The sequence below is a fragment of the Pseudovibrio sp. Ad26 genome, assembly GCF_001623285.1.
Lineage (GTDB): Bacteria > Pseudomonadota > Alphaproteobacteria > Rhizobiales > Stappiaceae > Pseudovibrio > Pseudovibrio ascidiaceicola.
In genome coordinates, this window is the sequence record NZ_LMCE01000008.1 from 215,291 (window position 1) to 240,467 (window position 25,177).

The 25,177-nt window shown below is 50.9% G+C and carries 24 protein-coding genes and 1 riboswitch; of the genes, 10 read left to right on the forward strand and 14 right to left on the reverse strand.

All coding sequences use genetic code 11. The features are described 5' to 3' along the window. Positions 1-102: 102 nt before the first annotated feature. The gene (pcp, locus tag PsAD26_RS02540) at positions 103-771 is read left to right on the forward strand and encodes a pyroglutamyl-peptidase I (RefSeq protein ID WP_063309172.1); all 669 of its coding nucleotides are present in this window, start codon (positions 103-105) and stop codon (positions 769-771) included. 397 nt (positions 772-1,168) lie between these two features. Next, complete coding sequence (locus tag PsAD26_RS02545; protein WP_153041440.1) at positions 1,169-1,606, forward strand: type III secretion system chaperone; 438 nt, start codon at positions 1,169-1,171, stop codon at positions 1,604-1,606. A gap of 71 nt (positions 1,607-1,677) precedes the next feature. Here the strand turns inward: PsAD26_RS02545 and PsAD26_RS02550 are convergent, their stop codons facing one another. Then, positions 1,678-2,607 carry a prolyl oligopeptidase family serine peptidase gene (locus tag PsAD26_RS02550; RefSeq protein WP_063309137.1) on the reverse strand — a complete coding sequence of 310 codons (930 nt, stop codon included), beginning with the start codon at positions 2,605-2,607 and terminating at the stop codon, positions 1,678-1,680. 308 nt (positions 2,608-2,915) lie between these two features. Between PsAD26_RS02550 and PsAD26_RS02555 the strand changes: the two genes are divergently transcribed. The 5 genes from PsAD26_RS02555 to PsAD26_RS02575 all read left to right on the forward strand — a co-directional run bounded on the left by PsAD26_RS02555 (position 2,916) and on the right by PsAD26_RS02575 (position 9,900). Next, positions 2,916-3,416, forward strand: coding sequence for a DUF2867 domain-containing protein (locus tag PsAD26_RS02555; protein WP_063309138.1), 501 nt, complete (start codon positions 2,916-2,918; stop codon positions 3,414-3,416). Between the two features lie 344 nt (positions 3,417-3,760). Beyond that, a complete protein-coding gene (locus PsAD26_RS02560) occupies positions 3,761-5,818 on the forward strand; it encodes a methyl-accepting chemotaxis protein (RefSeq protein WP_063309139.1) in 2,058 nt (685 codons plus the stop codon). 168 nt (positions 5,819-5,986) lie between these two features. Continuing rightward, the gene (locus PsAD26_RS02565) at positions 5,987-7,582 is read left to right on the forward strand and encodes a DUF4173 domain-containing protein (protein WP_208985465.1); all 1,596 of its coding nucleotides are present in this window, start codon (positions 5,987-5,989) and stop codon (positions 7,580-7,582) included. 33 nt (positions 7,583-7,615) lie between these two features. After that, positions 7,616-8,317 (forward strand): response regulator transcription factor, encoded by a 702-nt coding sequence (locus PsAD26_RS02570; protein ID WP_063309140.1) that lies wholly within the window; start codon positions 7,616-7,618, stop codon positions 8,315-8,317. Further along, positions 8,314-9,900, forward strand: a complete 1,587-nt coding sequence (locus PsAD26_RS02575) for an ATP-binding protein (protein WP_063309141.1) — start codon at positions 8,314-8,316, stop codon at positions 9,898-9,900. Before PsAD26_RS02570 ends, PsAD26_RS02575 begins: the two co-directional genes overlap by 4 nt. 503 nt (positions 9,901-10,403) lie before the next feature. Here PsAD26_RS02575 and rsgA read toward each other — a convergent pair. The 6 genes from rsgA to secB all read right to left on the reverse strand — a co-directional run bounded on the left by rsgA (position 10,404) and on the right by secB (position 15,151). Then, on the reverse strand, positions 10,404-11,444 hold the full coding sequence (gene rsgA, locus PsAD26_RS02580) for a ribosome small subunit-dependent GTPase A (protein ID WP_063309142.1): 1,041 nt from the start codon (positions 11,442-11,444) through the stop codon (positions 10,404-10,406). A gap of 318 nt (positions 11,445-11,762) precedes the next feature. Next, positions 11,763-12,563: a protein-L-isoaspartate O-methyltransferase gene (locus PsAD26_RS02585; RefSeq protein ID WP_063309143.1), complete on the reverse strand. Its 801-nt coding sequence runs from the start codon at positions 12,561-12,563 to the stop codon at positions 11,763-11,765. Positions 12,564-12,745: 182 nt separating this feature from the next. Then, on the reverse strand, positions 12,746-13,258 hold the full coding sequence (locus PsAD26_RS02590) for a hypothetical protein (RefSeq protein ID WP_063309144.1): 513 nt from the start codon (positions 13,256-13,258) through the stop codon (positions 12,746-12,748). Between the two features lie 304 nt (positions 13,259-13,562). After that, on the reverse strand, positions 13,563-13,988 hold the full coding sequence (locus PsAD26_RS02595; protein ID WP_063309145.1) for a hypothetical protein: 426 nt from the start codon (positions 13,986-13,988) through the stop codon (positions 13,563-13,565). A 40-nt stretch (positions 13,989-14,028) separates the two neighbouring features. Beyond that, positions 14,029-14,478 (reverse strand): hypothetical protein, encoded by a 450-nt coding sequence (locus PsAD26_RS02600; RefSeq protein ID WP_063309146.1) that lies wholly within the window; start codon positions 14,476-14,478, stop codon positions 14,029-14,031. A 163-nt stretch (positions 14,479-14,641) separates the two neighbouring features. Next, on the reverse strand, positions 14,642-15,151 hold the full coding sequence (gene secB / locus PsAD26_RS02605; protein ID WP_063294263.1) for a protein-export chaperone SecB: 510 nt from the start codon (positions 15,149-15,151) through the stop codon (positions 14,642-14,644). Positions 15,152-15,382: 231 nt separating this feature from the next. On the opposite strand from secB, the gene PsAD26_RS02610 reads away from it, so the two are divergent. Beyond that, complete coding sequence (locus PsAD26_RS02610) at positions 15,383-16,738, forward strand: ActS/PrrB/RegB family redox-sensitive histidine kinase (RefSeq protein ID WP_063309147.1); 1,356 nt, start codon at positions 15,383-15,385, stop codon at positions 16,736-16,738. 131 nt (positions 16,739-16,869) lie between these two features. Then, on the forward strand, positions 16,870-17,415 hold the full coding sequence (locus PsAD26_RS02615) for an ActR/PrrA/RegA family redox response regulator transcription factor (RefSeq protein WP_057463014.1): 546 nt from the start codon (positions 16,870-16,872) through the stop codon (positions 17,413-17,415). Positions 17,416-17,496: 81 nt separating this feature from the next. Here PsAD26_RS02615 and PsAD26_RS02620 read toward each other — a convergent pair whose 3' ends face one another. The 3 genes from PsAD26_RS02620 to PsAD26_RS02630 form a co-directional block, all read right to left on the reverse strand. After that, a complete protein-coding gene (locus PsAD26_RS02620) occupies positions 17,497-18,135 on the reverse strand; it encodes a septation protein A (RefSeq protein ID WP_063309173.1) in 639 nt (212 codons plus the stop codon). Positions 18,136-18,325: 190 nt separating this feature from the next. Next, positions 18,326-18,793: a GNAT family N-acetyltransferase gene (locus tag PsAD26_RS02625; RefSeq protein WP_063309148.1), complete on the reverse strand. Its 468-nt coding sequence runs from the start codon at positions 18,791-18,793 to the stop codon at positions 18,326-18,328. A gap of 82 nt (positions 18,794-18,875) precedes the next feature. Then, on the reverse strand, positions 18,876-19,466 hold the full coding sequence (locus PsAD26_RS02630) for a hypothetical protein (RefSeq protein WP_063309149.1): 591 nt from the start codon (positions 19,464-19,466) through the stop codon (positions 18,876-18,878). A 497-nt stretch (positions 19,467-19,963) separates the two neighbouring features. On the opposite strand from PsAD26_RS02630, the gene PsAD26_RS02635 reads away from it, so the two are divergent. Beyond that, on the forward strand, positions 19,964-20,452 hold the full coding sequence (locus tag PsAD26_RS02635; protein WP_208985467.1) for a DUF1499 domain-containing protein: 489 nt from the start codon (positions 19,964-19,966) through the stop codon (positions 20,450-20,452). Between the two features lie 177 nt (positions 20,453-20,629). Here PsAD26_RS02635 and PsAD26_RS02640 read toward each other — a convergent pair whose 3' ends face one another. From PsAD26_RS02640 to PsAD26_RS02655, 4 genes are all read right to left on the reverse strand, one after another. Then, entirely contained in the window at positions 20,630-21,337 is a 708-nt protein-coding gene (locus PsAD26_RS02640) for a class I SAM-dependent methyltransferase (protein WP_057463012.1), read from the reverse strand. 257 nt (positions 21,338-21,594) lie between these two features. Next, on the reverse strand, positions 21,595-22,650 hold the full coding sequence (locus tag PsAD26_RS02645) for an iron ABC transporter permease (RefSeq protein ID WP_063309150.1): 1,056 nt from the start codon (positions 22,648-22,650) through the stop codon (positions 21,595-21,597). A gap of 2 nt (positions 22,651-22,652) precedes the next feature. Continuing rightward, positions 22,653-23,591, reverse strand: a complete 939-nt coding sequence (locus PsAD26_RS02650; protein ID WP_063309151.1) for an ABC transporter substrate-binding protein — start codon at positions 23,589-23,591, stop codon at positions 22,653-22,655. Positions 23,592-23,602: 11 nt separating this feature from the next. Further along, the gene (locus PsAD26_RS02655) at positions 23,603-24,385 is read right to left on the reverse strand and encodes an ABC transporter ATP-binding protein (RefSeq protein WP_063309175.1); all 783 of its coding nucleotides are present in this window, start codon (positions 24,383-24,385) and stop codon (positions 23,603-23,605) included. A gap of 360 nt (positions 24,386-24,745) precedes the next feature. Further along, positions 24,746-24,956, reverse strand: a riboswitch (cobalamin riboswitch). Between the last annotated feature and the right edge of the window lie 221 nt (positions 24,957-25,177).

Genomic DNA, 25,177 nt, shown 5'->3' on the forward strand with positions numbered 1-25,177 from the left:
GCTCTAAAGGTGAGATGTGTTCAAAAAAGTCGGATGCTTGAACAAAGGCTTAAGCTGCTCTGGGTACCATTTGCGCGATCTAAACGAGAGGGAGCGCATTTTGTGGAAACCATTCTCATCACAGGCTTTGGCGCCTATGCCAATACGCCCACCAATCCGGCAGAAAAGCTTGCGCTGGCACTGGATGGTGAAGAGATCGCTGGTGCTAAGATTGTCTCTCGCATCGTCTCCGGCAGCTATTTTCACTGTATAGAAGAAACCGTGGCCGCCATGGAAGAGTTGAAACCCAGCTCTGTCCTCATGCTGGGCGAATATGGTGGTCGCTCCATGATCACTCTGGAGCGCCTCGCGCAAAACCTCAACGACTGTGCTCGTTACGGCGTAACCGACACCGCAGGTGTCACACTTCAGGGCGAGTTGACCGTGCCAGATGGGCCGGTTGGCTACTACGCAACTGTTCCTCTGCGCGCCATGACACAAGCCATGCGTGATGCTGGAGTGCCAACGGATATCTCGGACTCAGCTGCCACGTTCTGTTGCAATCATCTCATGTATGGCGTCCTGCACCACATTGCGAAACACAATCTCCCGGTTCGGGCTGGTTGGGTGCACCTGCCTCATTTGCCAGAGGTTGCTGCTATGATCCAAAACCTCGGTGCACCAAGCATGTCCGTCGATACTCTGGTCAAAGGTATGCGGGCAGGGATTGAAGCATTACAGGCAAATCATCAAGACCAGAATATCAACATCATCTCCAAGATGCTGGTTTGAAAAGAGAATGCCCGGGCATCAGTTCAAAAGACGCACCGGGCACAAAAGCGCCTATCAACACTTATCCAAACCCTCTGACGCCGAGTTCAGCAGATGTGATCGGTATGAGTTGTGTTTTTCAGATTGCACAACTTACCTGACTGCTTTCGCAGTTTTGCGGATCAGGCCGGATCACAGCGACGTTATTTAGGTGGTAAGATTGACGATTTTCGAGCGACCATCACGGCTTTGTGTCTCATAGAAGACAGTTTCTGCCCTTATTCCAATTCATAGTGGTGACGAGAACTTCCTGCCTCAAAAGCGCGGAGCTCTTAGGAGAATATTCGATGTTTTCCGCCACAATAGAAACAAATGGATTGGATGGTCTGTCTTGCAGAATATGACACCGCAAACACTTATGAATAAAGTTGCATCGGATGGCGGCATGGAAGCACCTGTCTTTAATGCAGACGGTGAGTGTACGCTGAATGCGGATGATATTGAGATCCACATGCGGGCCTGCGACAAGCGCCTGAAGATGATGGCTTACCTCTCAGAGGATACCGACGTACCGCAGCATGTTTTGGTTCAGATGCTGCACGAGAACCATACCGCAAAGAACCACTTTACCTTCATTCGTGTTGCCCTTGGCCAGCCTGCCGTTGTTTCCTGCATCGCTCTTGAAGAGCTTGATGCCACAGAACTCAAACTGTTCCTCGCAGAATTTAAAGAAATTGTCCGCGCATGGAAGCCAAAGTTTACCCCTGCCTCCCAGCGTCAATGCGAGCGCAAAATGAAGCGCGATGGTATATGTCATTCGCAGGACAGCTCTAAGGCAAAGCTGGAACTGCATTAATCAGCAGGCCTCCAACTAACAATCCATCCCCCACCATAAAAGAAAAGGGCAGAAAACTGCCCTTCGATGGATCAATCCAGCTGTGCCAACCAGCTTTGAATATCCGTGATGACTTGACCGACCGCGCTCTCCCCTTCAGCCCCTTTAAAGGAGTGGGTCATATCCGGATAGGATTTGTAGGTGATATTGGTTTTGCTCAACTCCGCGAGTTTCGCAATCTGCTCCTCAACTGCCTTAGGAGAAACGCTCTGGTCTTGTCCGCCTTGCACAATCAAAACAGGGTTCTCAACCTGAGCCAGAATCTCCAGCTGATCTAGCTTTAGCATGGTGTTCCACCAGTTATAGCCGTGCCCACTCATGTTGACTTCAAACGATTTGCTCGCGGTAACCTGCTGCGCAAAGCCTTGGAACCCTTCTGACGCTTCTTTGAAAGCCTCATCAGGCATGCCGCTGGACTTCATGTTGTGCAGGATATCGTCAATAAAGTGACGCCCCCCACCATTCAGAGCAACACTGGCCGTCACAAAATCAGTTTTTGCAGCAATCAAATTGGCCACGACAGCACCTTCACTGCCACCCAGCAGAAACACGCGTTCGTAAGTCCCGCCTTCTTTCAGCTGATTGATAGTCTTGATGTAATCTGCTGTCCGGCGTTCCGGTGAATCATTCTCGATGTAATCCGCTGGGCAGTCCGCACGCTCATCATTGCGATCCCATGTGAGATCCGGGGTGATGCCATACTTTTCAACGGTCAGAACATCCGCCTCGGGCAGAACCTGCGAGAACTGCTCGTTGATCAGGGTATTATGCGCAACGCTGTTGCAGTCAGAGCCTTGAATGAGAACCAGAAGGTCCGTTGCATCTTTCGGGCTTTGTGATTTCAGATAAACCGTGATTTCACTGCCGTCTTCACGCACAAGATAAAGGCCTGATGCAAAAGCGGCCTGAGCAGTGAAAAGAACGGAACATCCAATAGCAACACGAAGCAAACCAGACTTCATAAAATCCCCCAATAGCAAACACACCAGGCGTACGGTGCCACACAAAAAGGCCTGTCTTACTGAGCCTCACTCCCCAAAGTGATCTCAGAACCCAAGGTGGTCTGCTAGTAATATGAAAATAGAAACACCGAACTGGTGCATGAAAAAGTGTGCTGCAATCATAAGGCGAGAGTATGGCCTGGGAAATATATTATAACAGTTTAAGACCAGTCGCATAACAGGACCTAGTCCGTTGCCCGTAAAAGCACTTTAGATTACCCTAAAGAACATGTCCCATTAGGAATAGCAGTATTAAAGGAGCTTCAGACATGCTGGAGGCCTCATCTCTCCCGACCCCTCAATTGGTCGCTCCACGCGAAGAGCTTAACTTCTATCACGTCAACTCTCTGAACATAAATGCACAGCCAACCGCATTTGAGGTCTACCGTGCCCTGTTCAGCAAACGCTCTGCTTGGCTAGGTGCTGCATTTTGGGTGCGGGACCAAATCTCCGCGCTCGCGGGCGTAACAAAGATCAAGGGGTTTGGAGGCAAACGCACGACCACACCACCGGTCGTGGGAGAACATCTCGACTTCTTCTTGGTGGAGCATATCGAGGATCGTGAATTGGTGCTCACCTCAAGAGACAGGCACCTCTCAGTCATGACCACCCTCAGTGTCGATGCTGCAGATGAAAGGACGCTGGTGCGCATCACGTCCTCAGTCATCACTCACAACTGGTTCGGAAACCTCTACATGCTGCCTGTTGGCCCAGCCCACAAGTTCATTTCCTGGCGAATGCTACGCAACGTAAGTCGAGCATTCTCTTAATCTAAGTAAAACGCTTAATCAGAATGTATAGGCGGTCTTGTTTTGATATTAGATTTCGAATCTTCACTTGGTTGGTAGATTTTTTATGACTAATTGCTGATCTGATTAATCAATTTACTGATGTTTCTTTTTTAAGAATATACGAAATAACTAAAATTTTTTATCTGATTAACAAAAGGAACTGATTTCCAGAAAAGGAACTTCTGAACAAGGCTCTATCGGGAATGTAGCTTTCATACGATTTCAAATGCTGCCCACATGCATGAAATCGTCCCTGTATCGTTAACTGGCCATAAATAAACAAGGGAAAATGCTTAGCTATATTTCAGCGGACCCATATTATCATGTTTGCATATTTAGCTAAGCTCAGAATTGTTCATACCATTACACTGCTCTCAGTTATTCCAAGTATTGCAGCTCTCGTTTTTCTCTATCAGCTCATCAAGTTAGACACCGAGGATGAGCAGAAGCTGGCAGCGCTTTCTCAGCTCACCCGCCTTTCTGTCAAAATCGGCAGTCTTGTGCATGAGCAGCAAAAGGAGCGTGGGGCCACTGCCTTGTTCCTCGCCAGCAAGGGCCAGCAGTTTGCAGATGATCTGAAAGACCAGCGCCGGGCAACCGATACAGCGCGCATTGACTACTTGCAGTTCCTAAAAGGTTTTGACCTGACCATCTATCAGCCAGAATTTGCGGCGGATCTCGAAGGCATCAACATGCAGCTGCAAAAGACACCTACCATGCGTGCTGATGTAGATTCCCTTAATGTTCAGTTGGGAGAGGCTGTCAGTTTCTACACCCAGCTCAACTCCGATAAGCTGGATATCATCGGCTCCATGAGCGAGCTCAGTCCCAATGCGGAGATCGTAGACCGCATCGTGAGCTATCACGCTTTTCTGCTGGCAAAGGAGCGGGCTGGACTGGAGCGGGCAGTTGGTGCAGCAGGCTTTGCAAGCAACGCGTTCCCGCCTGCCGCTTTAAAAAAATTCCAAAAACTGATCGTGGAACAAGAGTCCTTCACCCATATCTTCCAGACCTACGCCACCTCTGAGATTTTTGCGGACTTCACAAAGGTGCAAAAAGGGGCTGCCAATACGAAGTTAAACACCTATCGCAATATCGCGCTGGGCGAGGCGAACTCCACGACCGCCTTGGAAATGATCAGCGGTCCGGAATGGTTTGAGACGGCGTCCCAGAAGATCAACCAGCTCAAGACATTGGAAAATATCATAGCGTCAAGCCTGATTGCTGACACTAAGCAACTTCAGGCAAATGCGAACAGACGCTTGACCCTGCACATGAGCATCGCTGCGGTTGCCTTCCTTTTGGTGCTCTTGATGTCTCTCATCCTTATCAAATCCATCCAACGTTCCTTCGCAGGTATCATTGAAGCCATGGAGCAACTGGCAAGCGGTGATCTCAACATCAAACTGTCAAAGCCTGCCAAAAACGAAGTCGGCCAAATGATCAAGGCGGTATCCGTGTTTCAGGAAAACATGATCCTGGCGCGTGATCTCAAGCAGGAGCAAGATACTCAGCACGCCGTACAGCTTGAGCGCGGTGAGTTTCTGGAAGGGCGCATCGCTGATTTTGAGCAGGCTGTCTCATACGTGCTGGAAACCATGGGCCGTAACTCGCAGACCATGCAGCTCTCCTCGCAGGAAATGTCGAATATCTCCGAGCTCACAAGCTCCCAGTCCAAAGCTGTGGCTTCCGCGGCTGAAGAAGCGTCCCGCAGTGTCCAGTCCGTCGCCTCAGCAACTGAGGAACTCGACAGCTCCGTCGCTGAAATCGGCAATCAAATGCACCATTGCCGAAAAGCGGCGTCAGAAGCCGTGGAACAAGTGCACAGCGCCAACTCTGATGCCGCAGAACTGCGCAAGGCCGCGCAAAGCGTGGGGGACGTGGTCAGCATCATCACAGACATTGCTGAACAAACCAATCTGCTCGCACTCAACGCCACAATTGAGGCTGCACGGGCAGGGGTTGCAGGCAAAGGCTTTGCTGTGGTGGCAAGTGAGGTGAAGTCGCTGGCAGAACAAACCTCACATGCCACTGAGCAGATCCGCAACGAGATTGCAGATATCCAACGCGCAACGGAGGGCTCTCTCACGGCAATGGAAGACATCGACAAGATCATTCGTGAGATCGACGAACGTGCCAGTGCCGTCTCCAGCGCCATTAGCGAGCAAAAGTTCGCCACGCAGGAGATCGCAACCAACGTCAGCGAAGTTGCAGGTGGAACGGCGGAGGTTACGGAAAACATCTCCAAGGTGAACGAAGCCGCCATACAGACCGGCGTAACCTCCAAGCAAGTCCTGATTGCTTCCGAAGAACTCCGCACCGAAGCAGACCACCTCCGGACGGAAATTGATCAGTTCTTGGGTGACATCAAAGCGGCTTAAGCAGGCTTACACAGCAACTCCAAGGCAGTCTGCGCATCAGTGTAGGCTGCCTGCACAAAAACTGCACAAATCTGCACGCGATCTCATGTGTTTTGCCCAACTCCCTGCAATCAGGCTCTGTAGATCTCCCCCAACTTCATTCTTTCAAGTGATTTTGGGGCAAAATCAATGTTATCGACCTCTCGTATGCAGATGCCATCATGGATGCCAGTTCTTGGCATTCAGGCGCGTCTTATCCTCGGTCTGGGGCTTTGCCTGCTCGCAGATTTCCTGTTCTTTGGCCACCGTGCAGAAATCGGCTTCAGCATCTTCATCGTGGCGGTTGCCTTTGCAATCATGCTGGCAGGCGCGAGCAGGGCGAGCGCCCACCGTGCATGGATCGCAGTATTAACTGTGATTGTTGGTGTTGCGCCAAGTGTGCTTCAATGGGACTTTCTCAGCGGGCTGATCGCAGTCCTCGCACTCGCCATGTGCGCACTGATCATGAACTTGCGCGTAAATACCTTCGACTTGAAGTTGGTGAAAGCTCTGCTTATTTTCCTGCGCCGTTGGCCGCTGGGCTTTGTGAAGGACATGATCACGCTGGGACGTGTGAAACGGCGTAAGCGAGTCATGCCCAACTATGCAAAACTGGCGTTTGCGTGGTTTCTGCCTTTGACGCTGTTCTCAGTCTTCCTCTACCTGTTCAGCTCTTCCAACCCGGTCATCGAGCAGTGGTTGCTCAACATCAACCTTGGCAAGTTCTTCGAAAAACTTGATTTCGCCCGCATTGTATTCTGGAGCATTGCCTTCGCAATGATCTGGCCGTTTCTGCGAGTGAAATTCAAACGAAAACTGAAAACCGAGAAAGCAAAGCTACAGGTCAAACAAGCAACTGAGCTGGAAACGAACCAATCTTACCGGACACTGACGGACGATATTTTTGGTTACAAAGCTGTTGTGCGGTCCTTGGTGCTTTTCAATGGCCTCTTTGCAGTACAATCCGTGCTTGACGCATTCTATCTGTGGGGCTCTCAAAAACTACCTGTAGGCACGACCTATGCAAACTATGCACATAAGGGCGTGTACACTCTTATTATCGCAGCCCTTCTTGCTGCTCTCTTTGTCTTGATTGCCAGTCGATCTGGCGCGCCAACCGCAAAATCCAAGCTAATCAAAGTGCTCTTGCTGACATGGACAGTTCAAACAGCTCTGCTTGTCGTCTCGTGTATCGCTCGCCTCACCAATTATGTCGACGTCTACGCAATGACCTACTTACGCCTCCTTGCGATAATTGGGGTGGCTTTGGTGTTAGTTGGTGTTCTCACCATTATCGTGAAGCTTGCTCAAAACCGTGACAACAGTTGGTTGCTGAAGGTAAATATCCTCACTGTCGTCGGCGTGCTTTACATCATCAGCCTTTCAAATACCGCAGGTTTCATCGCACACTACAATGTAAACCACGCCCAAAATAAACGGTTCGATACATGGTATCTGATCAATTTGGGGCCACAGGCAATCCCGGCAATTGATGCTGAAATCCGCAAGGATCTGGAAAATGATAGCCTCCGCACAACTCAGGAAATTTTAGAGTTATCAAAAGCGCGTTTTTCCCTGGCAAACCGTTCACTCCGAGAGATAGAAAACTGGCGCCTTTGGAGCCTGAGAAATCAGCTTCTTGTCAACTATCTCAGAAGCAATCCGATACCCACCAAATCGAAACCTATTGCCAAGACGCAAATCCCGGTCGAACCGCAAGTTGCAAACCGAACCGAGCGACAGTAAAACTCGATATCGTGATGATCCGGGCCTCTGATAATGCAAAATATTCTGGTAGTTGATGATGACGCTCATATTCGCGATGTCATCACCTTCGCAATCGAAAAAGCCAATTACAACGCAAGTGTTGCTCAAGATGGGTTTGAAGCTGTTGCCCGTTTCAGGAGCGAGCCGGTAGACCTCATTATCCTTGATATTGGTATGCCAGAGATGGATGGCTTTGAGGTCTGTCGGGAAATCCGCAAGCACTCAGAAGTGCCGATCCTGTTCCTGTCCGCACGTGATGAAGAAATTGACCGGATACTCGGCTTGGAGATGGGTGGTGATGACTACGTCACCAAGCCATTCAGCCCACGAGAACTGGTCGCGCGGATTGGTGCGATCCTGAAGAGAACGAAAGGCCCCAAGATCGCAGAGCCAACAACCACTGCACAACGAGAGGCCGGAGGCGTGCTGCTGGATGCTGCGTATCGATCCGTGACGTATCGCGGGCACCCTGTGGAGCTGACATCAATCGAGTTTGAGATCCTGAAACTGTTTCTCGATCGTCCAAGAATGACATTCTCACGCGACAAGATCATAGATCTGGCATACCCGCCAAACATCCATGTCTCCGATCGCACCATCGACAGCCACATCCGCAATCTGCGTTCGAAGCTGACGAATGCAGGGGCTCCCAATCTTATCGAAACCGTTCATGCTGTCGGGTTTCGATTAGCAGCTATGTCTGCAGCATCATGAAGGCTGCCATAACACGTAAAAAGTGGCGCCCGACCCTAAGCATGGTTGTTGTTGCCGTGTTGCTGAGCGTGCTCCTGCTGCCATTCGCAATCATCCTATTCTTCCGCATCTTCGAGCATCAGATTTTCCAGCAAACGGAAAATGCGCTGATTGCTCAAAGTGCTGTCCTGTCTGCTGTCATGTCTCGCATGGTGGCCGAGCAAGAGGAGGTAGAACTCGGTGAGTTTGCTGAGGTTGAACCGGCCATCTCCATTGAAAATGGCCCCTACAAACCTATCGCACCCCGTAACTATCTGTTTTCTGCAAAAACATACCCACGCCGGGCAAGAGCCCGCACGTCGCATGATCCATCAAGTGACGTTATGCAAGAGATCGGGAGCCGCCTGTCTCCGTTACTGGTTGAAACTCAAAAGGTCACTCTGGCTGGTTTCCGGGTACTGGACCACAAAGGAAATGTTATCGCTGGGCGCAGTGAACTGGGGCTCTCACTAAGTCACATTGAAGAAGTCCGCGCTGCCCTTTCAGGTGAATACAAAAGCGTATTGCGAGAACGAATTTCAGACGAACCGGCTCCGGCGTTCTCATCCTTAAGTCGTGGAACTGCAACGCGTATTTTCTCCGCAATGCCAGTCATGTTGCAGAACAAGGTTGTCGGCGTGATTTACGCGTCCAGAACCCCAAGCAACACAATGCGGCAGCTCTTCAAGCAATGGGAAATTGTTGCCATAGCAAGCGCATTCACATTGCTGGTGACAGCGCTGATTGGCTTTGTGTTCCTGCGGGTGATTACAAAACCAATCCACGAGCTCATAGAACGCACACAGCGGATCAGTACAGGTGATGCAAATGCAATCGCACCGCTCAAGCACAACGGCACACGTGAGTTTGCCTCACTGGCCGATAGCTTCCTGTCCATGGCACGCAAGATATCCGAGAGAGCAGATTACATCTCCACGTTTGCCTCACACGCAGCACATGAACTGAAATCTCCGATCACGGCAACCAAGGGCGCAGTAGAGCTGCTCTTGGAGTCTGGAGAGGACATGTCAAAGGAACAGCGAGACCGGTTCCTGAACAACATCCTCAAGGATTCTGACAGGGTGACAGCTCTGCTGGATCGCTTGCGTCATCTGGCGCGTGCAGATAACCCGAAATCAACGGGTCAGTTGGATCTGGGAAACCTGCTCAACCACCTGCAAAATCAATATGCTAGCCTTGAAGTAAAACGTGAGAGCCAGTCTTCGGTCCAGTTACCAATCACGGTTGAAAATGCAGAAATCATCTTCTTCAACCTGGTGGACAATGCGATCAACCACGGGGCGACGAAAGTTACTATCCAAATCGAAGAAACGTCGATATCCCTGCGATTCTACATTTGCGACAATGGAAGCGGGATTTCTGAGGGGAACGCAGGCAAAATTTTTGACCTGTTCTTCACAACCCGCCGCTCAGAAGGCGGTACCGGGATGGGCCTTGGCATTGTGCAATCCATGGTGAAATCCCACTACGGTTCTCTCACATTTTTATCGGACCGTGTAGAAACTACCTTCCTTGTTGAGTTGCCTAAAGCGTCTTCTGTTTGATTGGATTTAGTCAAGCAATAAGAGTTTGTCCCAACAAAGATGTCAGAGCATGATGCGTGAACGCAAATGAACACAGTGTGCTCTAAAACCCTGCTGTACGACGGATAATCCCGAATCTGTGTCCGGCCTGCACTGCTTCGCGGTGAGCGCCTAGCCCAAAAAAAAATCTCGCGCTGTTCTTTATAGGACAGCTTGTTTCATGGATCCGCGCAACACTCAATCTATAGCAGCTGCACAAACAAGGCTGCCACGCCGAATACGGTATTGCAGCACTGCATTCGGTTGAAAAAAAGGTGAGCGTCACCACTTCGGTCAGACAGCATATCCACCGAGTGGACAAACCTCCCGAGGTCCTTGAAGTTGCCTCAACACAACACTTCAAGGACATCTGGCCGACCTACGGAAACTGCCAAATTCGTGGGTCGGCTCCCCCTGAAAACGGAAGTAAACTGTAAGAATGCGCTCCCGCAAACGAGCATCTACAGGAGCACATACGATGAGTGTCAGGCGTCGCCTTTCATATGCCGGCTCCCGCTTTGCACGCGTTTGACCATTTTCGAAAAATTCTTTGATCGGGACCGGGACTGAGCAACAGTCTCACTGTTGTATTGCTCTTCCCGCACCAGCTTCTGCCAGCGTTTCAATCGTGCTGCATCCAGCTCACCCGCCTTAATCGCGGTTTGGATGGCACAACCCGGCTCTGCTTCATGGCTGCAATCGCCAAACCGGCATTCTTCAGCAAGATCAACAAGATCCTGAAACACAGCCGAAACGCCTTCAGAAACCTCATAGAGCCTCAAAGCACGCATGCCCGGGGTGTCCATAAGCCAACGTCCTTCACCAATGGGGTAAAGGCATCGTGCCGTCGTTGTGTGCCGACCCTTGGCATCATCTTCACGAATGCCAGAGGTTTTGGCCGAAGAACCGCTCAAACTGTTGAGAATGGTCGACTTACCAACACCAGAAGACCCAACCAAAGCAGCTGTTTGCCCGGCTTTCCACCAGTCAAAGAGCGGCGTGATTTGAGAGGAATTACGGGTATCAAGAGCGATGACGGGCAATAAAGGGTCAATCTTCTGCACCTGGACTTCGAAGTCCCGCGTGTCTTCCACTAAATCGGCTTTCGTCAACAGCACAACAGGTTGAATGCCAGCTTGCTGGGCAACGGCCAGATATCGCTCAAGGCGCGCAATGTTGAAGTCTTTGTTGCAGGAGGTGGTAATGAACAGCACATCCAGATTAGCCGCAATCAGCTGCGTCCGTGCGTCTTCGCCTGCTGCCCGTCGTTCCACGACAGTGAGGCGATCAAGAACACGTGTAACCTGAAACTGAGAATCATAGATGACCCAGTCACCTACTGCATAAGAGCCGGTAGACCCATGGCCTGGGACGCTCAAAGAAAACTCTCCCTCGCTGCTGATAGCGACCATCTGATTCCTATGAACCTGAGTAATGCGCGCAACAGAAAGGGTTTGCAGCTCGTCATCGCGAAGCTGCATCATAAAATGAGCGGACCAACCCAGCTCAATCAATTTATGGGACATTTATCTGCCTGAAATAGAACAGCACCAAGGGGTCCCCGTAGCCATCGCATACGGACCCCAAAGTGGGTCAGGCAGGTAAGGCGTGTTGCCTATTTAAACGAACCTGCCTGAGGCACCTTTATTACAATCATCAAACACCTCCTTTGGTTACGTTTCGGGCATCACACTCTTGTGCAACATCATTGAGCTTATAGAGCTGCCGGGTGTTTGGCAAGCAGGATTCCCATGCGGCATAATGGCTGAAGTACCTTGTGTCTGATTGGCTTCAATCAAACCATAAGAATTCGCTCCACTAAAGATTTTGGAGGGCGATGTGCTCTATGAATTCGACTTGGCTTCAAGTGCCAAATGGATCATTTTCGCCACATCCAGCACGTCATCATTCAGTGCTTGTTCAACCACGCTGATGTCCACCGTCATGTCATAGAGCTCGCCAAACTCGTCTGTAAATGGGCTGTTCTTGTATGTGTGGCTGACGACAAAGGCACACGGGGAGCTGACCTTCAGCTCACACACCTTCTTTTTCTTCTTCAAGCTGATAAAGAAGCCATGCCCCCAGTCATTGGTAAAGGGAAACACAATTTGCCCCCGCAGCTTGGTGTTGCGATAAAGCTGGGCCGGGATTGTTGTTGTGCCATAACAAATGTAGGTCCGATCTAACGGCGCGCCTCTGTAGTCTGCGTGAACGTTCGCAATGGACGCCAGATTCTCACGGCACGGATCATGCAGTTTGTCATGCGGTTCATCGAAATAGACAGAACCCTCTGCACCAACCACATGAGCAATGATGGCAGTGAAGTAACCAAGGCCAGAGCCTGATTCAAAAACTGCCATACCCGGTTTGAGATCTGACCAGTTGAAGATCTGCGCCCATAAAGACGGCTGACCAGTATTGATATTGGCCTCGTGCACAAGCTCTACCAGCATGTCCTGATAAAGGTCCTCAGGATCCTCCAGAACCGCCCTGCGGCCATATCCCTGCGTTGTGATGGCTACACGCCAGGGGGGAGGGAAAAGGAAATCCTCTTTGCGAACGGTGGCAAACGCATCCATCAGCAATGCCCGGTTCCCACCGCGCAAGTTGTAACAAACTTCTTGTGCGTATGCGTTTTCAGACATCGCAGAAAAACCGCCGCCTCAAGAGAAGAGATAAAGCATGATCCATGTGACTGGATTCAATCAAATCGCATCGGTCTACTCAAATCAAATGTTAGAGCGCAGCACGTGAATGCCACAAACTCCAGCACAGACTAGCTTTTCTCAAGAGCAATTGAAGACCAGTTGAAATAAGGGTCCAAACTTTAACGGAGCCCTATTGCGCGGAGCTGGCTGCGGATTGATGTGCGTTTCTCGGAAGGAGGAGCCAGCCAGATCATAAGAAAGGCATAAAGTGCAAAAGGTAAATAGGCCGCCTTGGTAAGCCAAGGATAAGCTGCAACCAATAATCTGAGCTTGTCTGGTGAGACCAGATAAATGATCAACATCCAATATAAAACGACAACAACCCAGGTGCAGAGATACCGGGTTAGGAAGCCTAAAATATTAAGGCGTCTCGGCCATAAAACGGCAGCTAAAACAAGGTACCCGCCAAGATAGATTGAGTTGATGAACAAGCTATCTTGAGCTGTGGCATCAACCAATTTACTTACATACGGATAAGAGGCATAGAAAACCACAAAGCTCAGATACTTGCGTATGAGACCAAAGCGCGTCAGCGGCATTGAATTCGGATCAAAGAGCTCCTGCTCAGAATATTGACCACTATATCTCTTGTAAAAGCTGATGGCTTTGTTTTGCATAAGTGCGCCGCGCATAAAACGATTTCTCGTTTTTTCGCATATAGATAAAGCCAACGCAACCAAGCTTCCACAGAGATCGTGCCGCAGAATCTTTCATCTTATTCTTTGCTGAAGGTGCTCGCCTGATCAAACGCTCTTGCCAGCCTTAGGTGGCACATCATCGCCAAAGAGGTCAGTCACGAGAAAATCTCGCGCGGCATGATACCTCTTACAGTATTTCCAATAGAAGTTAGTGCCTTTGGTTCGAATATCAGGCTCGTGCAACCGTCAGAATGCTCCGTATTTTGCACAGCGCTTACTTGGGTACAATCTGAAGCTTTTAGCTAGGCATTTCATAGCTGTATGAAGCGCAGAAATTGGACTGGCTCTCCATGCCTTCTACCGTCATAGGCGGCATGTCTCCGTCAAAAACATCGATTGCCAGCATATTTTTGCTTGGGTAGCTGAGAACGAGGTAGCCATCTGTCGTGTCGGGCAAACAGAGATTGTTGTCACGGATCAGCATGAGCATATCAGCGCCCGTAAAGCGGTAGAGATTGGGAACGTCGCTGGCTACAGGCTTAATATGCAGCACACTTCCTGTCGCCATAGTGATGGAGGTCATCCCCAAGACGATATCACCGGTAATGCTTGTCGCGGTGGTGCTGGAGGCGCCCCATTTTTTATCAGGAGCCTCGCCAGCATAAGCAAGTGGAATAGACGCGAGAGACAGACCCAGAAAGACAGAAGTAATCTTGATTTTCATTTGGAACTACCTTGATTGAAACAGTCAGGGCGTAGGTTGCCTACGACTTATTGTAGGTAAACGAACCGCAGAACCCGGCTTGCTGATCAACACTCTTGCCAGCTTCAGGCGGCACATCACCTCCAAAGACATCAATCACGAGAAAATCTGGCTGCGATCGGTCGATGATCATGAAACCTTTATCGACGTCTTTCTCGCAGAAAACTTTGCCCTCTGGCAGGTCGAGAGACGTTGCACCAGTGAAGGAGAAGAGGTTGGGGGTATACCCTTCAACGCCCGTAATTGTCAGAATTCCAGATTTGCCCATCTCGATCGTCCCGGGAGCCAGAATAATGTCTCCGGTGATCTGCTCAGCAGAAAAGCTGTAGGCGTGCCAGTCTTCCGGGCCAGCAATTTCTGGCTCGTCCTGAGCAAGGGAACCAACAGGTGTCATCATGAGGGCAACAATGCCCAGAGCACCAGCGATACTTCGAAGTTTTGGATGCCGCATCTTAAGTCTCTTGAGGCCTCTATCCGTTTAACGCGGAGATCCTAGGCGGCGAACATAAATATCTTACTAGATCGAAATATCGAATTGCAGGCAAAACAAAAGCCACGCTGGGATCCAACGTGGCTTTGTCAAAGTACCGACGGTGTGCCGGAACTTAGAATTCTTAGTTTGGCTTTGCTTCGCCGTTCTCGCCTGCAGCAGGTGCCTGCTGAGCAGCAGCAGCCTGAGCGAGGTTCTGACGGTACAGAGCTGCAAAGTCGATTGGATCGAGCAGCAGTGGTGGGAAGCCGCCATTGCGTGTAGTGTCTGCAAGGATGTTGCGAGCAAACGGGAACAGCATGCGTGGGCACTCGATCAGGATGAACGGGTGCATATGCTCCTGAGGAACACCGGTGATCTGGAATACGCCACCGTAAACGAGTTCAACAGCAAACAGAACCTGCTCAGGAGTGTTCGCTTTTGCGTTCAGAGTAATAATAACTTCGAACTGGTCTTCGCCAATTGGGTTCGCACCAACGTTTACGTTGATGTCCAGCTTAGGCTGTTCACCTGGCTGAAGAGACTTTGGAGAATTAGGGTTTTCAAAAGAAAGGTCTTTAATGTACTGAGCCAGGATGTTCATGCCTGGTGCAGCTGCTTCACCCTGTTCACCAGCAGTATTAGCTTCACTCATATCGTTTTTCCCGTGTCGCAATAACAATCACTGGTACAACACACTGTCACTCTTAAGTGTTTGTTTGCCGTACCTGCGCAACTAGATGGTGGCTAGCATGCCCCAGAGGCGGATACAAGGCTATGCTAACATTTCAGCGGCAAAACAAGATAGTTCTGCCACATAACCCATTGGCAAGTGGATCACCTGTGATTTATGAAGGGCCTCTGTGACATATTGGAGCAAGATTAAATGTTAAGCACACCGGAAGGGCAGTCGCGACTGTTAGACCCGCAGATCAAGCTGGATACGCTTGTGCGTCTGCGCTGGTTGGCAGTAGCAGGACAAACTGTCTCTCTGCTTGTGGTGCACTATCTGCTCAACTTCCCACTGCCCATTGGTTACAGCTACGTTCTGGTGGCTGCATCCGCCTGGCTCAATGTCATCCTGAAAATCCGTTGGCCATCAAGCACGCGCATCTCCAAAAATGCAGCAGCAGCTCAGCTGGCCTATGATATCATTCAGCTCGGCGGCCTGTTCTACCTCACCGGTGGTCTGGGCAATCCGTTCTGTTTCCTCATTCTTGCGCCTGTTGTCGTCTCTGCAACTGCGCTCTCCTCCCGCAACACCATCATTCTCGGCGCGCTGGCCGGAGCAGTTGTCACGCTGCTCACCGCGTTTCACATGCCGCTGCCGTGGTATGATGGTACGCAGATCGATCTGCCACCGCTCTACCTTGTCGGCGTCTGGTTCTCGCTCATGTGCTCCATGTTCTTCATGGCCACATACTCTCTGCGGGTTGCTGAGGAAGCTCGCCAGCTCTCCAACGCATTGGCAGCTAGTGACATGGTCTTGGCGCATCAGAAGCACCTGTCCGCGCTGGACGGCCTTGCAACGGCTGCTGCACACGAACTCGGCACGCCGCTGGGCACGATCTATCTCACAGCCAAAGAGCTCTCCACTGAGTTCGAAGAGGGCAACCCGCTGCGTGAAGATGCTGAGCTGGTTTATTCTCAAGCCGCACGCTGCCGTGAAATCCTGAAGAAGCTCACAAGCCTGTCCAGTGACGCCGATCAGGTGTTCCAGCGCATGCCAATCTCGCTACTGCTGGCAGATGTCTCAGAGCCGCACCGTGGCCTTGGCATCGAAATCAAGATCAAGGCAGAAGGGGTCGGACCAGAGCCAGTCGGCGTCCGTGATGCTGCCATCAGCTATGGCCTCGGCAACTTGCTCGAAAATGCCGTAGACTTCGCAGAAACCACCGTTCTTTTCGAGGCGAAGTGGGATGAAAAGCACGTCGAGATTTTCATCCTGGATGATGGACCAGGCTTTGCGCCGGACGTGCTTGCCAGAATGGGCGAGCCCTATGTGTCCAAGCGCTCTGCACCTGCAATCCCAGAGGATGGCGCGGAAGAATTCGATGGAGAAGTTGAACACCAGTCAGGTGGTGGCCTGGGCCTTGGCTTCTTCATTGCCAAAACATTGCTGGAGCGTTCTGGCGGAAGAGTGAATTTTCATAATCGAAAAGATCCCGACCGTGGTGCTTTGGTTCATATTCGCTGGCTACGTGAAACTATGGATCAGGGAGCGCAAACTCCAGAAACCTGAGAGTAAATCTCTACGTATCCTAGTAAAAATACTTTAGCGAAATCTGGCTATAAAAGCCCATGGGAACTTCCCTTAACTGAAAAATATACTAAAGTGTCCTGTGAATACCGTAGATTAATCGGACCTGCAAAATGACAGAACCAGAAGTTGCACCTCTTGGACGCCTTCTAATCGTCGATGATGATCGTGCTTTCCAGCAGCGCTTGGAACGTGCGATGCAGAAACGAGGGTTTCACACGGAAACCGCTGATGGCGTGAGAGAAGCGCTGAGTAAAGTTGCAGCACAGGCACCTGATTATGCTGTCGTAGACATGCGCCTCGAAGATGGCAGCGGTCTGGACGTGGTTGAAGCCATCCGCATGAAAAAGCCGGACGCGCGCGCAATCATCCTGACCGGCTATGGCAACATCGCAACCGCTGTAACTGCCGTAAAGCTTGGTGCCATTGACTATCTCGCAAAACCAGCTGATGCCGATGATATTCTGGCAGCGCTGACCCGCCGTCCAAACGATAAAGCCCCACCACCAGACAATCCAATGTCTGCTGATCGGGTTCGTTGGGAGCATATCCAGCGCGTTTACGAACTGTGTGACCGCAACGTTTCAGAGACAGCCCGTCGCCTGAACATGCACCGCAGAACGCTCCAACGCATCCTGGCAAAGCGCGCACCGCGCTAATCCAGAAAAAGCTATAGAAACACAAAAGCGCGGCTCAAACCGCGCTTTAATTTTGTCTGCATGTAGGAAAGAGGGGGAGCTTTAGCTCTTCTCTTCGCTCTCAAGGCTGTGCTTCTGGATCAGGGGCAGCTGCATCATGGTGAAGACCATGGTGATCGGCATGAAACCGAAAACTTTGAAGTCCACCCAGAAGTCCGTTGAGAAATTGCGCCAGACAAACTCATTGATCAGCGCCAGTACAAAGAAGAACACGCCCCAGCGCATAGTCAGCTTGCGCCAGCCTTCAGCATCCAACTTGAAGGCGCTGTCAAACACATAGCCCAGTAGAGATTTACCGAAGAACAGCCCGCCCAGCAAAATGGAGCCGAACAAGGTGTTCACGATGGTAGGCTTGAGTTTGATGAACAGATCATCCTGCAAATACAGCGTCAGTGCGCCAAACACGAGCACCACAACACCAGACACCATCGGCATCACTGGCAAATGACGGGTGAGGATGTAAGACACGGTGAGGGAGATGGAGATTGCCACCATAAAGGCAGCGGTCGCAATAAAGATCGGCTGACCAAGAGCACCCAGTGCAGGAAACATCTCGGCAAGCTGTGCGCCTCTGGAGTTGGCGATGAAGAAAACGCCCAATGGACCGAGCTCAAGGGCCAGTTTCAAAAGTGGCGAAACGTCTTGGCGCTCAGTTGTCTGCGTAGAGCGTTCTGAATTCATCTGCAAAGGCATCCTTTTTATTGCTTTTCTCCCGACCTGAGAGATTTAAGCAGAAATTTTGCTATTAAAAGGGCAATTAAGAGCGAAATTGCAAAATCGTCAAGTTTTATGGCACCAATATAGCCGTTTTGAGGGACCAAAGCCTTAATTATACGTTCAACTCGTTGTGTGAGTGATGAACACTGCTACCTTAAATATGGAAACGAAACTTGGCTCCAGACTGTGGTCGCTTCTTAAAGCCGTAAGAGAGGTAGACAGCCTGCGCGGCAGTGTTCCGTTGCGATGCTCCCACCATCATGTAGCTGCAATTAAGGTCACGTGCTTTAGATATAGCGCCATCTATCAGCTGTTTACCAACACCTCGACCACGATGTTCCTCCTCAATGAAGAGGTGATGCATGTCGATCCCGCGAGTGCTTGTCTGCAGTTGCATAAGTGGACATAAGGCGGCGTAACCAATGATCCGCTCTTCAAGCTCTGCAACTACAATGTAAATCCATGGAGGATCTTCAAACGCGTCTCTGGCGAGCGATTGAGTGCTGACGGCTGCATCATCGCCATGATACTGGGCAAGAGCTCTAATCATCGGTAGCAGCGCAGGTATGTCGCTGCGATCGGCGTCTCTTATGTTGATCTGTAAGCACTCGAGCGTGGTCATTTCATTAAGTTCCTGCTCCACCACAACAGGCAAAGAAAACACCGCGCACTGTCGATATCATCGTTCAAGCAACATGCACTATCTACATTGATTGAAGTAATTTAGCGTCATGTAATTGATACTTCTTTAGATCTGCCTCGGTGGAGGCTATGGAATCTTTATGACGGTTCACAGCACGTTGTACAAAGTCCTTATAACCGCCTTGGGCTGTTGCGAGTTCTTTTTCCCAACGAGCCTTTTCTCTCTTTTCTTCAGCAATACTCTCTCTTAACGTATTATAAGTTTTTTCCATGCCTTCGCGGAGTTTTTCCATGCCTTTCTGGTATGCTCTTTCTACCTCCGCCTTGCGCATCTCCAGCTCAGCGTACAGATCCTCCAGCCCACCCTGAAATTCCAGCTCAGCCTCTTTACTCCTTTGTGCAATACCCTCCAGTCCTCCTTCGCCTAAACTCTGACTCAGCCCGTTTAGCTCCAAAAAATTCTCATAGGAAACATTGCCTCGAAAGTTTGGACCGGCAACTCGTGCCTTTTCGGCGGATGCGCTGCTAATAGAACGTTGCTTTGCTGCGATTTCAGAAACCGAAGCATCAAAGATGTTTTCAGAGGACTGGGAGAACCGAGTGTAAGTATCGATACTTGGTGGAGGGTTATGGCCTAAATTATCAATCGACATCAAATAGTTCCTCAAAGCTGATTAATAGAATTCAACAAATTCAATCACTTAATTCACGAACCCAGTCAGCCGCTGTCCAGAACTTCAATTGAAGAACTCAGTTCAACAATAAGGAACTTCAATGAATTCAAAGCAGCTTCGTCGGGTTACGAGCCAATATGTGGCGCACATAATAGGAAGCAAAGCACGTGCCAGATGGAGTACTCCTAAAGATCCGTAGTTTGCTCCAAAAACTATGGAATGAATGAGGGGTTAGGTATTTTCTGCCGCATGGTAAGAGTAAATCCGGCAGAACCTGCTTATGTTGAGGCTGGCTAACAGAAGCAATAAAACGGCGGAAATACTGGATATACAGAGCTGAGCATGAACTTCTTTCAGCATCAACCACCTACCGCATCGCCAACAGATTGTGTCGCACTCTAAACACTAGAATTTCATTTCACCCGCAACCCCTGAGTGAGCTATGCTTTGTGCAGGTGGGATTTCCGGAAACGATGATGTTTAAAGGTCTTTCTAAAATGGCTGTTATTGCAATTCTTCTGGTAGCGCTTGTGGTTGGCGTCACTGTAAAGCTTATCTGGCAAAATTCTAAACTGCCAGATTATGTAGGTGTGCATGACGGTCAGTTTGCATCACTGCCCAACTCTCCCAATGCTGTCTCCTCTCAAACAGAAGATGCGACCCGTCGTGTGGAGCCTTTGCCCATGCTCTCCTCCTTTGAGATCACACAGGCAGCTCTCACCAACACCTTGCAGGAGATGGGCAAGAACAAGATCAGCAAGGTGGAAGGATCATACCTCCACGCCGTCTTCACAAGCTCAAGCATGGGTTACAATGACGATGTGGAACTCTGGATCGATGAAGAAGCGGGCGTCGTGCACTACCGCTCCCAATCCCGCGTTGGCTACAGCGATATGGGAGCCAACAAGGCTCGCTACGATCGTTTCAGAAGCATTTATTCCACATTCACTGACATTGAGAATTGACTCAGAGGCAACTAACACGCTTGTGAGTTTCGCAGAGTCAATATCCTCTTGAAATGACTCATGAATCCACCCGATTGCATACAGCACAACTGACTCTGCGGGAGATAAACCGCAGAAACCTTGAGACTCACAAAACTGTAAGCAACCAGTGAGTCTGAAGCGGGTCAGGAGGGCGGCCTACTTGCTGCAGTGGCTCTGGCATTTGAAGAAGATGAAACTTGGGTTCTTCTGCAGCTTCTCATAATGGATCGGAGATTTTTCCTTCATCTCGGCAGCTGGCATCCCTTCGCGCAGGTCCACAACACACATTCCGGCAGCTGAGAGCCACCCAAACAGCATGGAGAGTGGGCGGCGATAAAAACTCACCTTCACCGGCATACCAATGGTGTTCCATTCCTCCGTCACATGTTCCTGACGCAGATAACTACCGCTTGGAGAACACTGCGCATCCACCAGCGGATGATGGGTTGAGAACACGAAGTAACCACCCGGCTTCAACACGTTTCCGATGTCTCTGAAAAGCTTGTTCAGGTCTTCGACGTAATGGATCATCAACGGACAGATCACGATATCAAACGTGCCTTCCAGTTTCTCCGGCAACCCATTAGACAGGTCAGAGGTGTAGCACTTTACGTTGTCGTCCAGCTTCTCTTTCACCAGCTTCAGCATCTGCTCGGATTCATCAATGCAGGTTACATCAGCTCCGTGATCATAGAGAAACTGCGCATACACGCCGGGGCCGCACCCAAGATCCAGCACCTTCAGCCCTTGCAGCGGCGGCAGCATGCCAAGCAGTGTGGGGCGCTCTAAAAGAGCGTTGTAGATGTTCTCCTGAATGGCCTCATCATACTGCTCGGCAAAATCGCTATACAACCGAGATGTCATTCACGTACTCCGCATCAAACACATGTTCCCGAACAAGACCTCTGATCAACGCCTAGGAATATGCGACAAAACCATAATTAAAAGCAGCCGAAACCAACCGGAATAAAGGTAAATACCTTTCAAAATCCGTGTTTCTGCCATGCTGCCAGATGGGCCTTGTATGAGTCTAACGCGAAAAAACTGTGTCGTGATGACGGCAAGCTCAAGCTCATATCACAGCAACTACGAGATGCCGGAGTGCTTGAAAAACGGCAGACCTACCGCTTTTCTCTCAATAACCAGATAAAGAAGACCCCACCAATAAGCCCGGTAATGATGCCAATCGGCATGTCTTCTGGTTTCATCAGTGTTCGCGCGATAACATCTGCAAGCAGCAGGAAGATTGCCCCAAACAGCGCTGAAACAGGGATCAGGCGCCGATAATCACCGCCCACGAACAATCGCACAATATGAGGCACCATAAGCCCCACAAACCCGATCATACCCGAGAACGCCACCATAACACCTGTAATCAGAGCACCAATCACAAAGGTTTCCAGCCGGAATGCACCAACGGATATGCCAAGTGTTGTCGCCGTCTCATCGCCAATTGTCATCGCGTTGAAATGCCCTGCGCGAAACCACAGCCAGAGCCCGCACAAAGCAAGCACCACCAACGGGTAGGCGAGATGTGCCCATTGCGCCAGCCCCAATCCGCCCAGCATCCAGTAAACCACAGTATGCGTCGCCCGTGGGTCTGCCAAAAAGATGAGGATATTGGCGCCTGCCATCAGCACAAAACTCACAGCTACACCCGTCAGCACCAGACGGTCGGCACTGGTCGCGCTTGTAAACTTCGCCACGCCAATCACCAGCAGTGTTGCCCCAAGAGCACCCAGAAACGCCAGCAAAGGCACGGTGAGCATCCCCAAAAACAGGCCCGTATGCAGCAGGGCCAACACGGCCCCAAAAGCACCACCAGCTGAAATGCCGATTAGGTGCGGGTCCGCCAGCGGGTTGCGGGTGACGGATTGAAGGCAAGCTCCCACGATGGAAAGCCCGGCCCCCACCATGATCGCCAGCAGAGCACGAGGCAGGCGGATCTCCCAGAGAATGCTCTCCCGCCCCAGCGACCAGCTCGGCTCAATCGTCCCCGGCACCAGTTTGTTGGCAAGAACACCCCATACAGTCTCCATGGAAATGGAAACCGCCCCAACGGAGACCGCAAGGCAGACAGAAAGAACCAGCGCAGCCAATCCCACGCAGCAAATCTGCAGCAAATGATGATAAGAGCCCTCTTTGGGGGCTACAACAACGCCGGTTCCTTCGCTCATTGTTAGTTACCCCAGAATGCGGTTGCGAGTTTCTTGATCGCCTTGATGTTCCGCGGGCCCGGAGTTGCTTCAGCATATTCCAGCGTCACGAACCGGTCATTCTTCACCGCATCCATATCCGCAAAGGCGGGGTTGTTGAGCATGAACTCACGCTTCTGTGCAGCAGTCACTTCGCCGTAGTTGATAATCACGATCACTTCCGGGTTGGTCTCAACCACAGCCTCCCAGTTCACGCGCACCCAGCTCTTATCCAATGTATCCGTCACGTTGGTACCGCCAGCAGCCTCAATCAGCGCGGTTGGCATCCCATAACGACCAGCAGTGAACGGAGAATCTTCGCCTCCGTCATAAACAAACACACGCAGAGGTGTGTCAGCGGCCTTCAGGCCAGCTTTGAACTGCGCAAGGTCTTCACGATAAGCCTGCACCAACGCTTCCGCCCGCTCTTCAACATCAAAGATGCGGCCAAGGTTCAAAAGGTCATTGTACATGTCATCCATGGAAACCTTTGGCTTCTCGCCAATATGGATACAGCTCTCGGTCAGCTCATAAACCTTGATCCCAAACGGTGCCAGAGTTTCCGGCGTAACCGGGCCGCCAACCTTCATGCCGTAATTCCATCCGGCAAAAAAGAAGTCCGCATCAGCCCCAATCAGCACTTCTTTGCTTGGGTATTTGGGAGCAAGCTCCGGCAATACAGCCACCTGATCAGTCAATTCTTCATCCAGCGTTTTCCAGCCAGAGATGCCAGTGTAACCCGCCATGTTGTCCTGCAATTCCAACGCCAGCATCATCTCGGTGAGATTGGAATCGTTGGAAATGGCCCGTTGCGGAACACCATCAAATGTGACGGTGCGGTTGCAGCTTTGTACGGAAACCTCTGCCAGCGCAGCAGAGGAAGAAAGCAGCGCCACAGCCAGCGCTAAACCAAGCTTTTTCATGAAAAGTGTCCTTATGAGTGAAGATCGAAAGTTAAAAGAGATTGTTGTCGGTCCATCAGCTGATCGCGTGTCGTGCGCACCTGAAAGGCCTGAGAAACCAATGCGGGAGAGAGGATCTGCTCCGGCGCCCCAAAACCAAGCATCTGCCCGTGATCGAGCAGCAGAATCTGGTCACACACCTGCGCCGCCATGTTCAGGTCATGCAAACTGGTGATGATCGTTAGATCCAGCTCCTCAATAAGCTTGAGGATTTCCAGCTGATGGCGAATGTCGAGATGGTTGGTCGGCTCATCCAAAATGAGCAGCTCTGGCTCCTGCGCCAACGCCCGCGCCACCATAACCCGCTGCCGCTCTCCGCCAGAAAGCGTGCCAAACAACCGTCCGGCCAACGCATCCAGCTGCAAAGCGCGGATCGCACGGTCCACCACCTGCCGGTCCCGCTCTCCGGAAGCTGCTAACCCACTGCGATACGGCGTGCGTCCCAGCTCCACAATCTCACGCACCCTCAGCGCAAAATCCGTCGGCTGCTCTTGCAACACCGCCGCCACCCGCCGTGCCGTGCTCTTGGCGGAGAGGGACCAGATGTCATCACCCCCAACGCAAACTTGCCCGGTCATAGGCTTGTTGAACCGATAGAGCAACCGCAGCAGCGTAGATTTGCCAGCCCCGTTCGCGCCCACCACACCAAGCGTCTGGCCCGCAGCCAGCTCAAAGCTTAGCGGCTTTAAAACAAGCGCACTCCTACGATCAGGTGCCCACGAAATATCGCGGACCGAAACAGAAGTCGCGCTCATGAGCATGCACCTTTCCGTAGGGCGCTGCGCCAAAGCAAACAGCTCTGCCAACCTAAGCCATTGAAAAATTTAGAAACAGGGTCACGCATTCAGCCAATCCAACCAGTACCATATCCGCATTGATAATACTGTAACGTTATAACGTTACATCAATTGTCGAGTTCTGATCAAAAAAGTCAAGCGCAATCGCAGACAGAAAACCGCTGGCCCGCCCAAACGGCCCAAAACAAACTAAGAGAAAGAGTGGAAGAAGATCTCATAACGCCCTCCGCGCAAAGGCAGGGGCAAACAGAAACCGGATATGTGACAGGCTTTCGCCAATTCAACCATTATGGCCTCCTTCCGGGACGCCCCGCCCGGGTTGAAGTGAAACATAATGGCAGGTCTCCTGACTCGCGGGTCTGTGCTCAGCCAGCCTTCCCGGATCTCTCCAGTGGCATGCTTGGCCTCGCTCTCCGCTTACAGTTGCGGGGGCAGTCACGGAATTAGCGCCTGTTGGCTACACTTCACCGTGTTCCCTTTTAATCCCGAGGCCTTTCGCTCCCCAGGAACCATAGGTGCGCATACTGAGTATTGAGCCCCCCAATTGCAAGAGGTTTCGCAAACGAACCTGAAACGCTGTTGATAGCAGCCTTACCCACCCACCGTCATCCCACACCCGATGCGGCAACTGTGTTTATGCATTGAATGGAACATTGTCTCTGAGCAGTGCATTGGCTGTGATGAGTATCTTTCGCGCCAGAGCAATCATAGCCGCTTTGAAGGGCTTTCCTCTTTTGATGAGTGCTTGAG

Bases quoted from the DNA above. Each gene is read 5' to 3' on its own strand.
- PsAD26_RS02545 (WP_153041440.1), top strand. From the start codon at position 1,169: ATGAATAAAGTTGCATCGGATGGCGGCATGGAAGCACCTGTCTTTAAT.
- PsAD26_RS02550 (WP_063309137.1), bottom strand. From the start codon at position 2,607: ATGAAGTCTGGTTTGCTTCGTGTTGCTATTGGATGTTCCGTTCTTTTC.
- PsAD26_RS02555 (WP_063309138.1), top strand. From the start codon at position 2,916: ATGCTGGAGGCCTCATCTCTCCCGACCCCTCAATTGGTCGCTCCACGC.
- PsAD26_RS02560 (WP_063309139.1), top strand. From the start codon at position 3,761: ATGTTTGCATATTTAGCTAAGCTCAGAATTGTTCATACCATTACACTG.
- PsAD26_RS02565 (WP_208985465.1), top strand. From the start codon at position 5,987: ATGTTATCGACCTCTCGTATGCAGATGCCATCATGGATGCCAGTTCTT.
- PsAD26_RS02570 (WP_063309140.1), top strand. From the start codon at position 7,616: ATGCAAAATATTCTGGTAGTTGATGATGACGCTCATATTCGCGATGTC.
- PsAD26_RS02575 (WP_063309141.1), top strand. From the start codon at position 8,314: ATGAAGGCTGCCATAACACGTAAAAAGTGGCGCCCGACCCTAAGCATG.
- rsgA (WP_063309142.1), bottom strand. From the start codon at position 11,444: ATGTCCCATAAATTGATTGAGCTGGGTTGGTCCGCTCATTTTATGATG.
- PsAD26_RS02585 (WP_063309143.1), bottom strand. From the start codon at position 12,563: ATGTCTGAAAACGCATACGCACAAGAAGTTTGTTACAACTTGCGCGGT.
- PsAD26_RS02590 (WP_063309144.1), bottom strand. From the start codon at position 13,258: ATGCGCGGCGCACTTATGCAAAACAAAGCCATCAGCTTTTACAAGAGA.
- PsAD26_RS02595 (WP_063309145.1), bottom strand. From the start codon at position 13,988: ATGAAAATCAAGATTACTTCTGTCTTTCTGGGTCTGTCTCTCGCGTCT.
- PsAD26_RS02600 (WP_063309146.1), bottom strand. From the start codon at position 14,478: ATGCGGCATCCAAAACTTCGAAGTATCGCTGGTGCTCTGGGCATTGTT.
- secB (WP_063294263.1), bottom strand. From the start codon at position 15,151: ATGAGTGAAGCTAATACTGCTGGTGAACAGGGTGAAGCAGCTGCACCA.
- PsAD26_RS02610 (WP_063309147.1), top strand. From the start codon at position 15,383: ATGTTAAGCACACCGGAAGGGCAGTCGCGACTGTTAGACCCGCAGATC.
- PsAD26_RS02615 (WP_057463014.1), top strand. From the start codon at position 16,870: ATGACAGAACCAGAAGTTGCACCTCTTGGACGCCTTCTAATCGTCGAT.
- PsAD26_RS02620 (WP_063309173.1), bottom strand. From the start codon at position 18,135: ATGAATTCAGAACGCTCTACGCAGACAACTGAGCGCCAAGACGTTTCG.
- PsAD26_RS02625 (WP_063309148.1), bottom strand. From the start codon at position 18,793: ATGACCACGCTCGAGTGCTTACAGATCAACATAAGAGACGCCGATCGC.
- PsAD26_RS02630 (WP_063309149.1), bottom strand. From the start codon at position 19,466: ATGTCGATTGATAATTTAGGCCATAACCCTCCACCAAGTATCGATACT.
- PsAD26_RS02635 (WP_208985467.1), top strand. From the start codon at position 19,964: ATGTTTAAAGGTCTTTCTAAAATGGCTGTTATTGCAATTCTTCTGGTA.
- PsAD26_RS02640 (WP_057463012.1), bottom strand. From the start codon at position 21,337: ATGACATCTCGGTTGTATAGCGATTTTGCCGAGCAGTATGATGAGGCC.
- PsAD26_RS02645 (WP_063309150.1), bottom strand. From the start codon at position 22,650: ATGAGCGAAGGAACCGGCGTTGTTGTAGCCCCCAAAGAGGGCTCTTAT.
- PsAD26_RS02650 (WP_063309151.1), bottom strand. From the start codon at position 23,591: ATGAAAAAGCTTGGTTTAGCGCTGGCTGTGGCGCTGCTTTCTTCCTCT.
- PsAD26_RS02655 (WP_063309175.1), bottom strand. From the start codon at position 24,385: ATGAGCGCGACTTCTGTTTCGGTCCGCGATATTTCGTGGGCACCTGAT.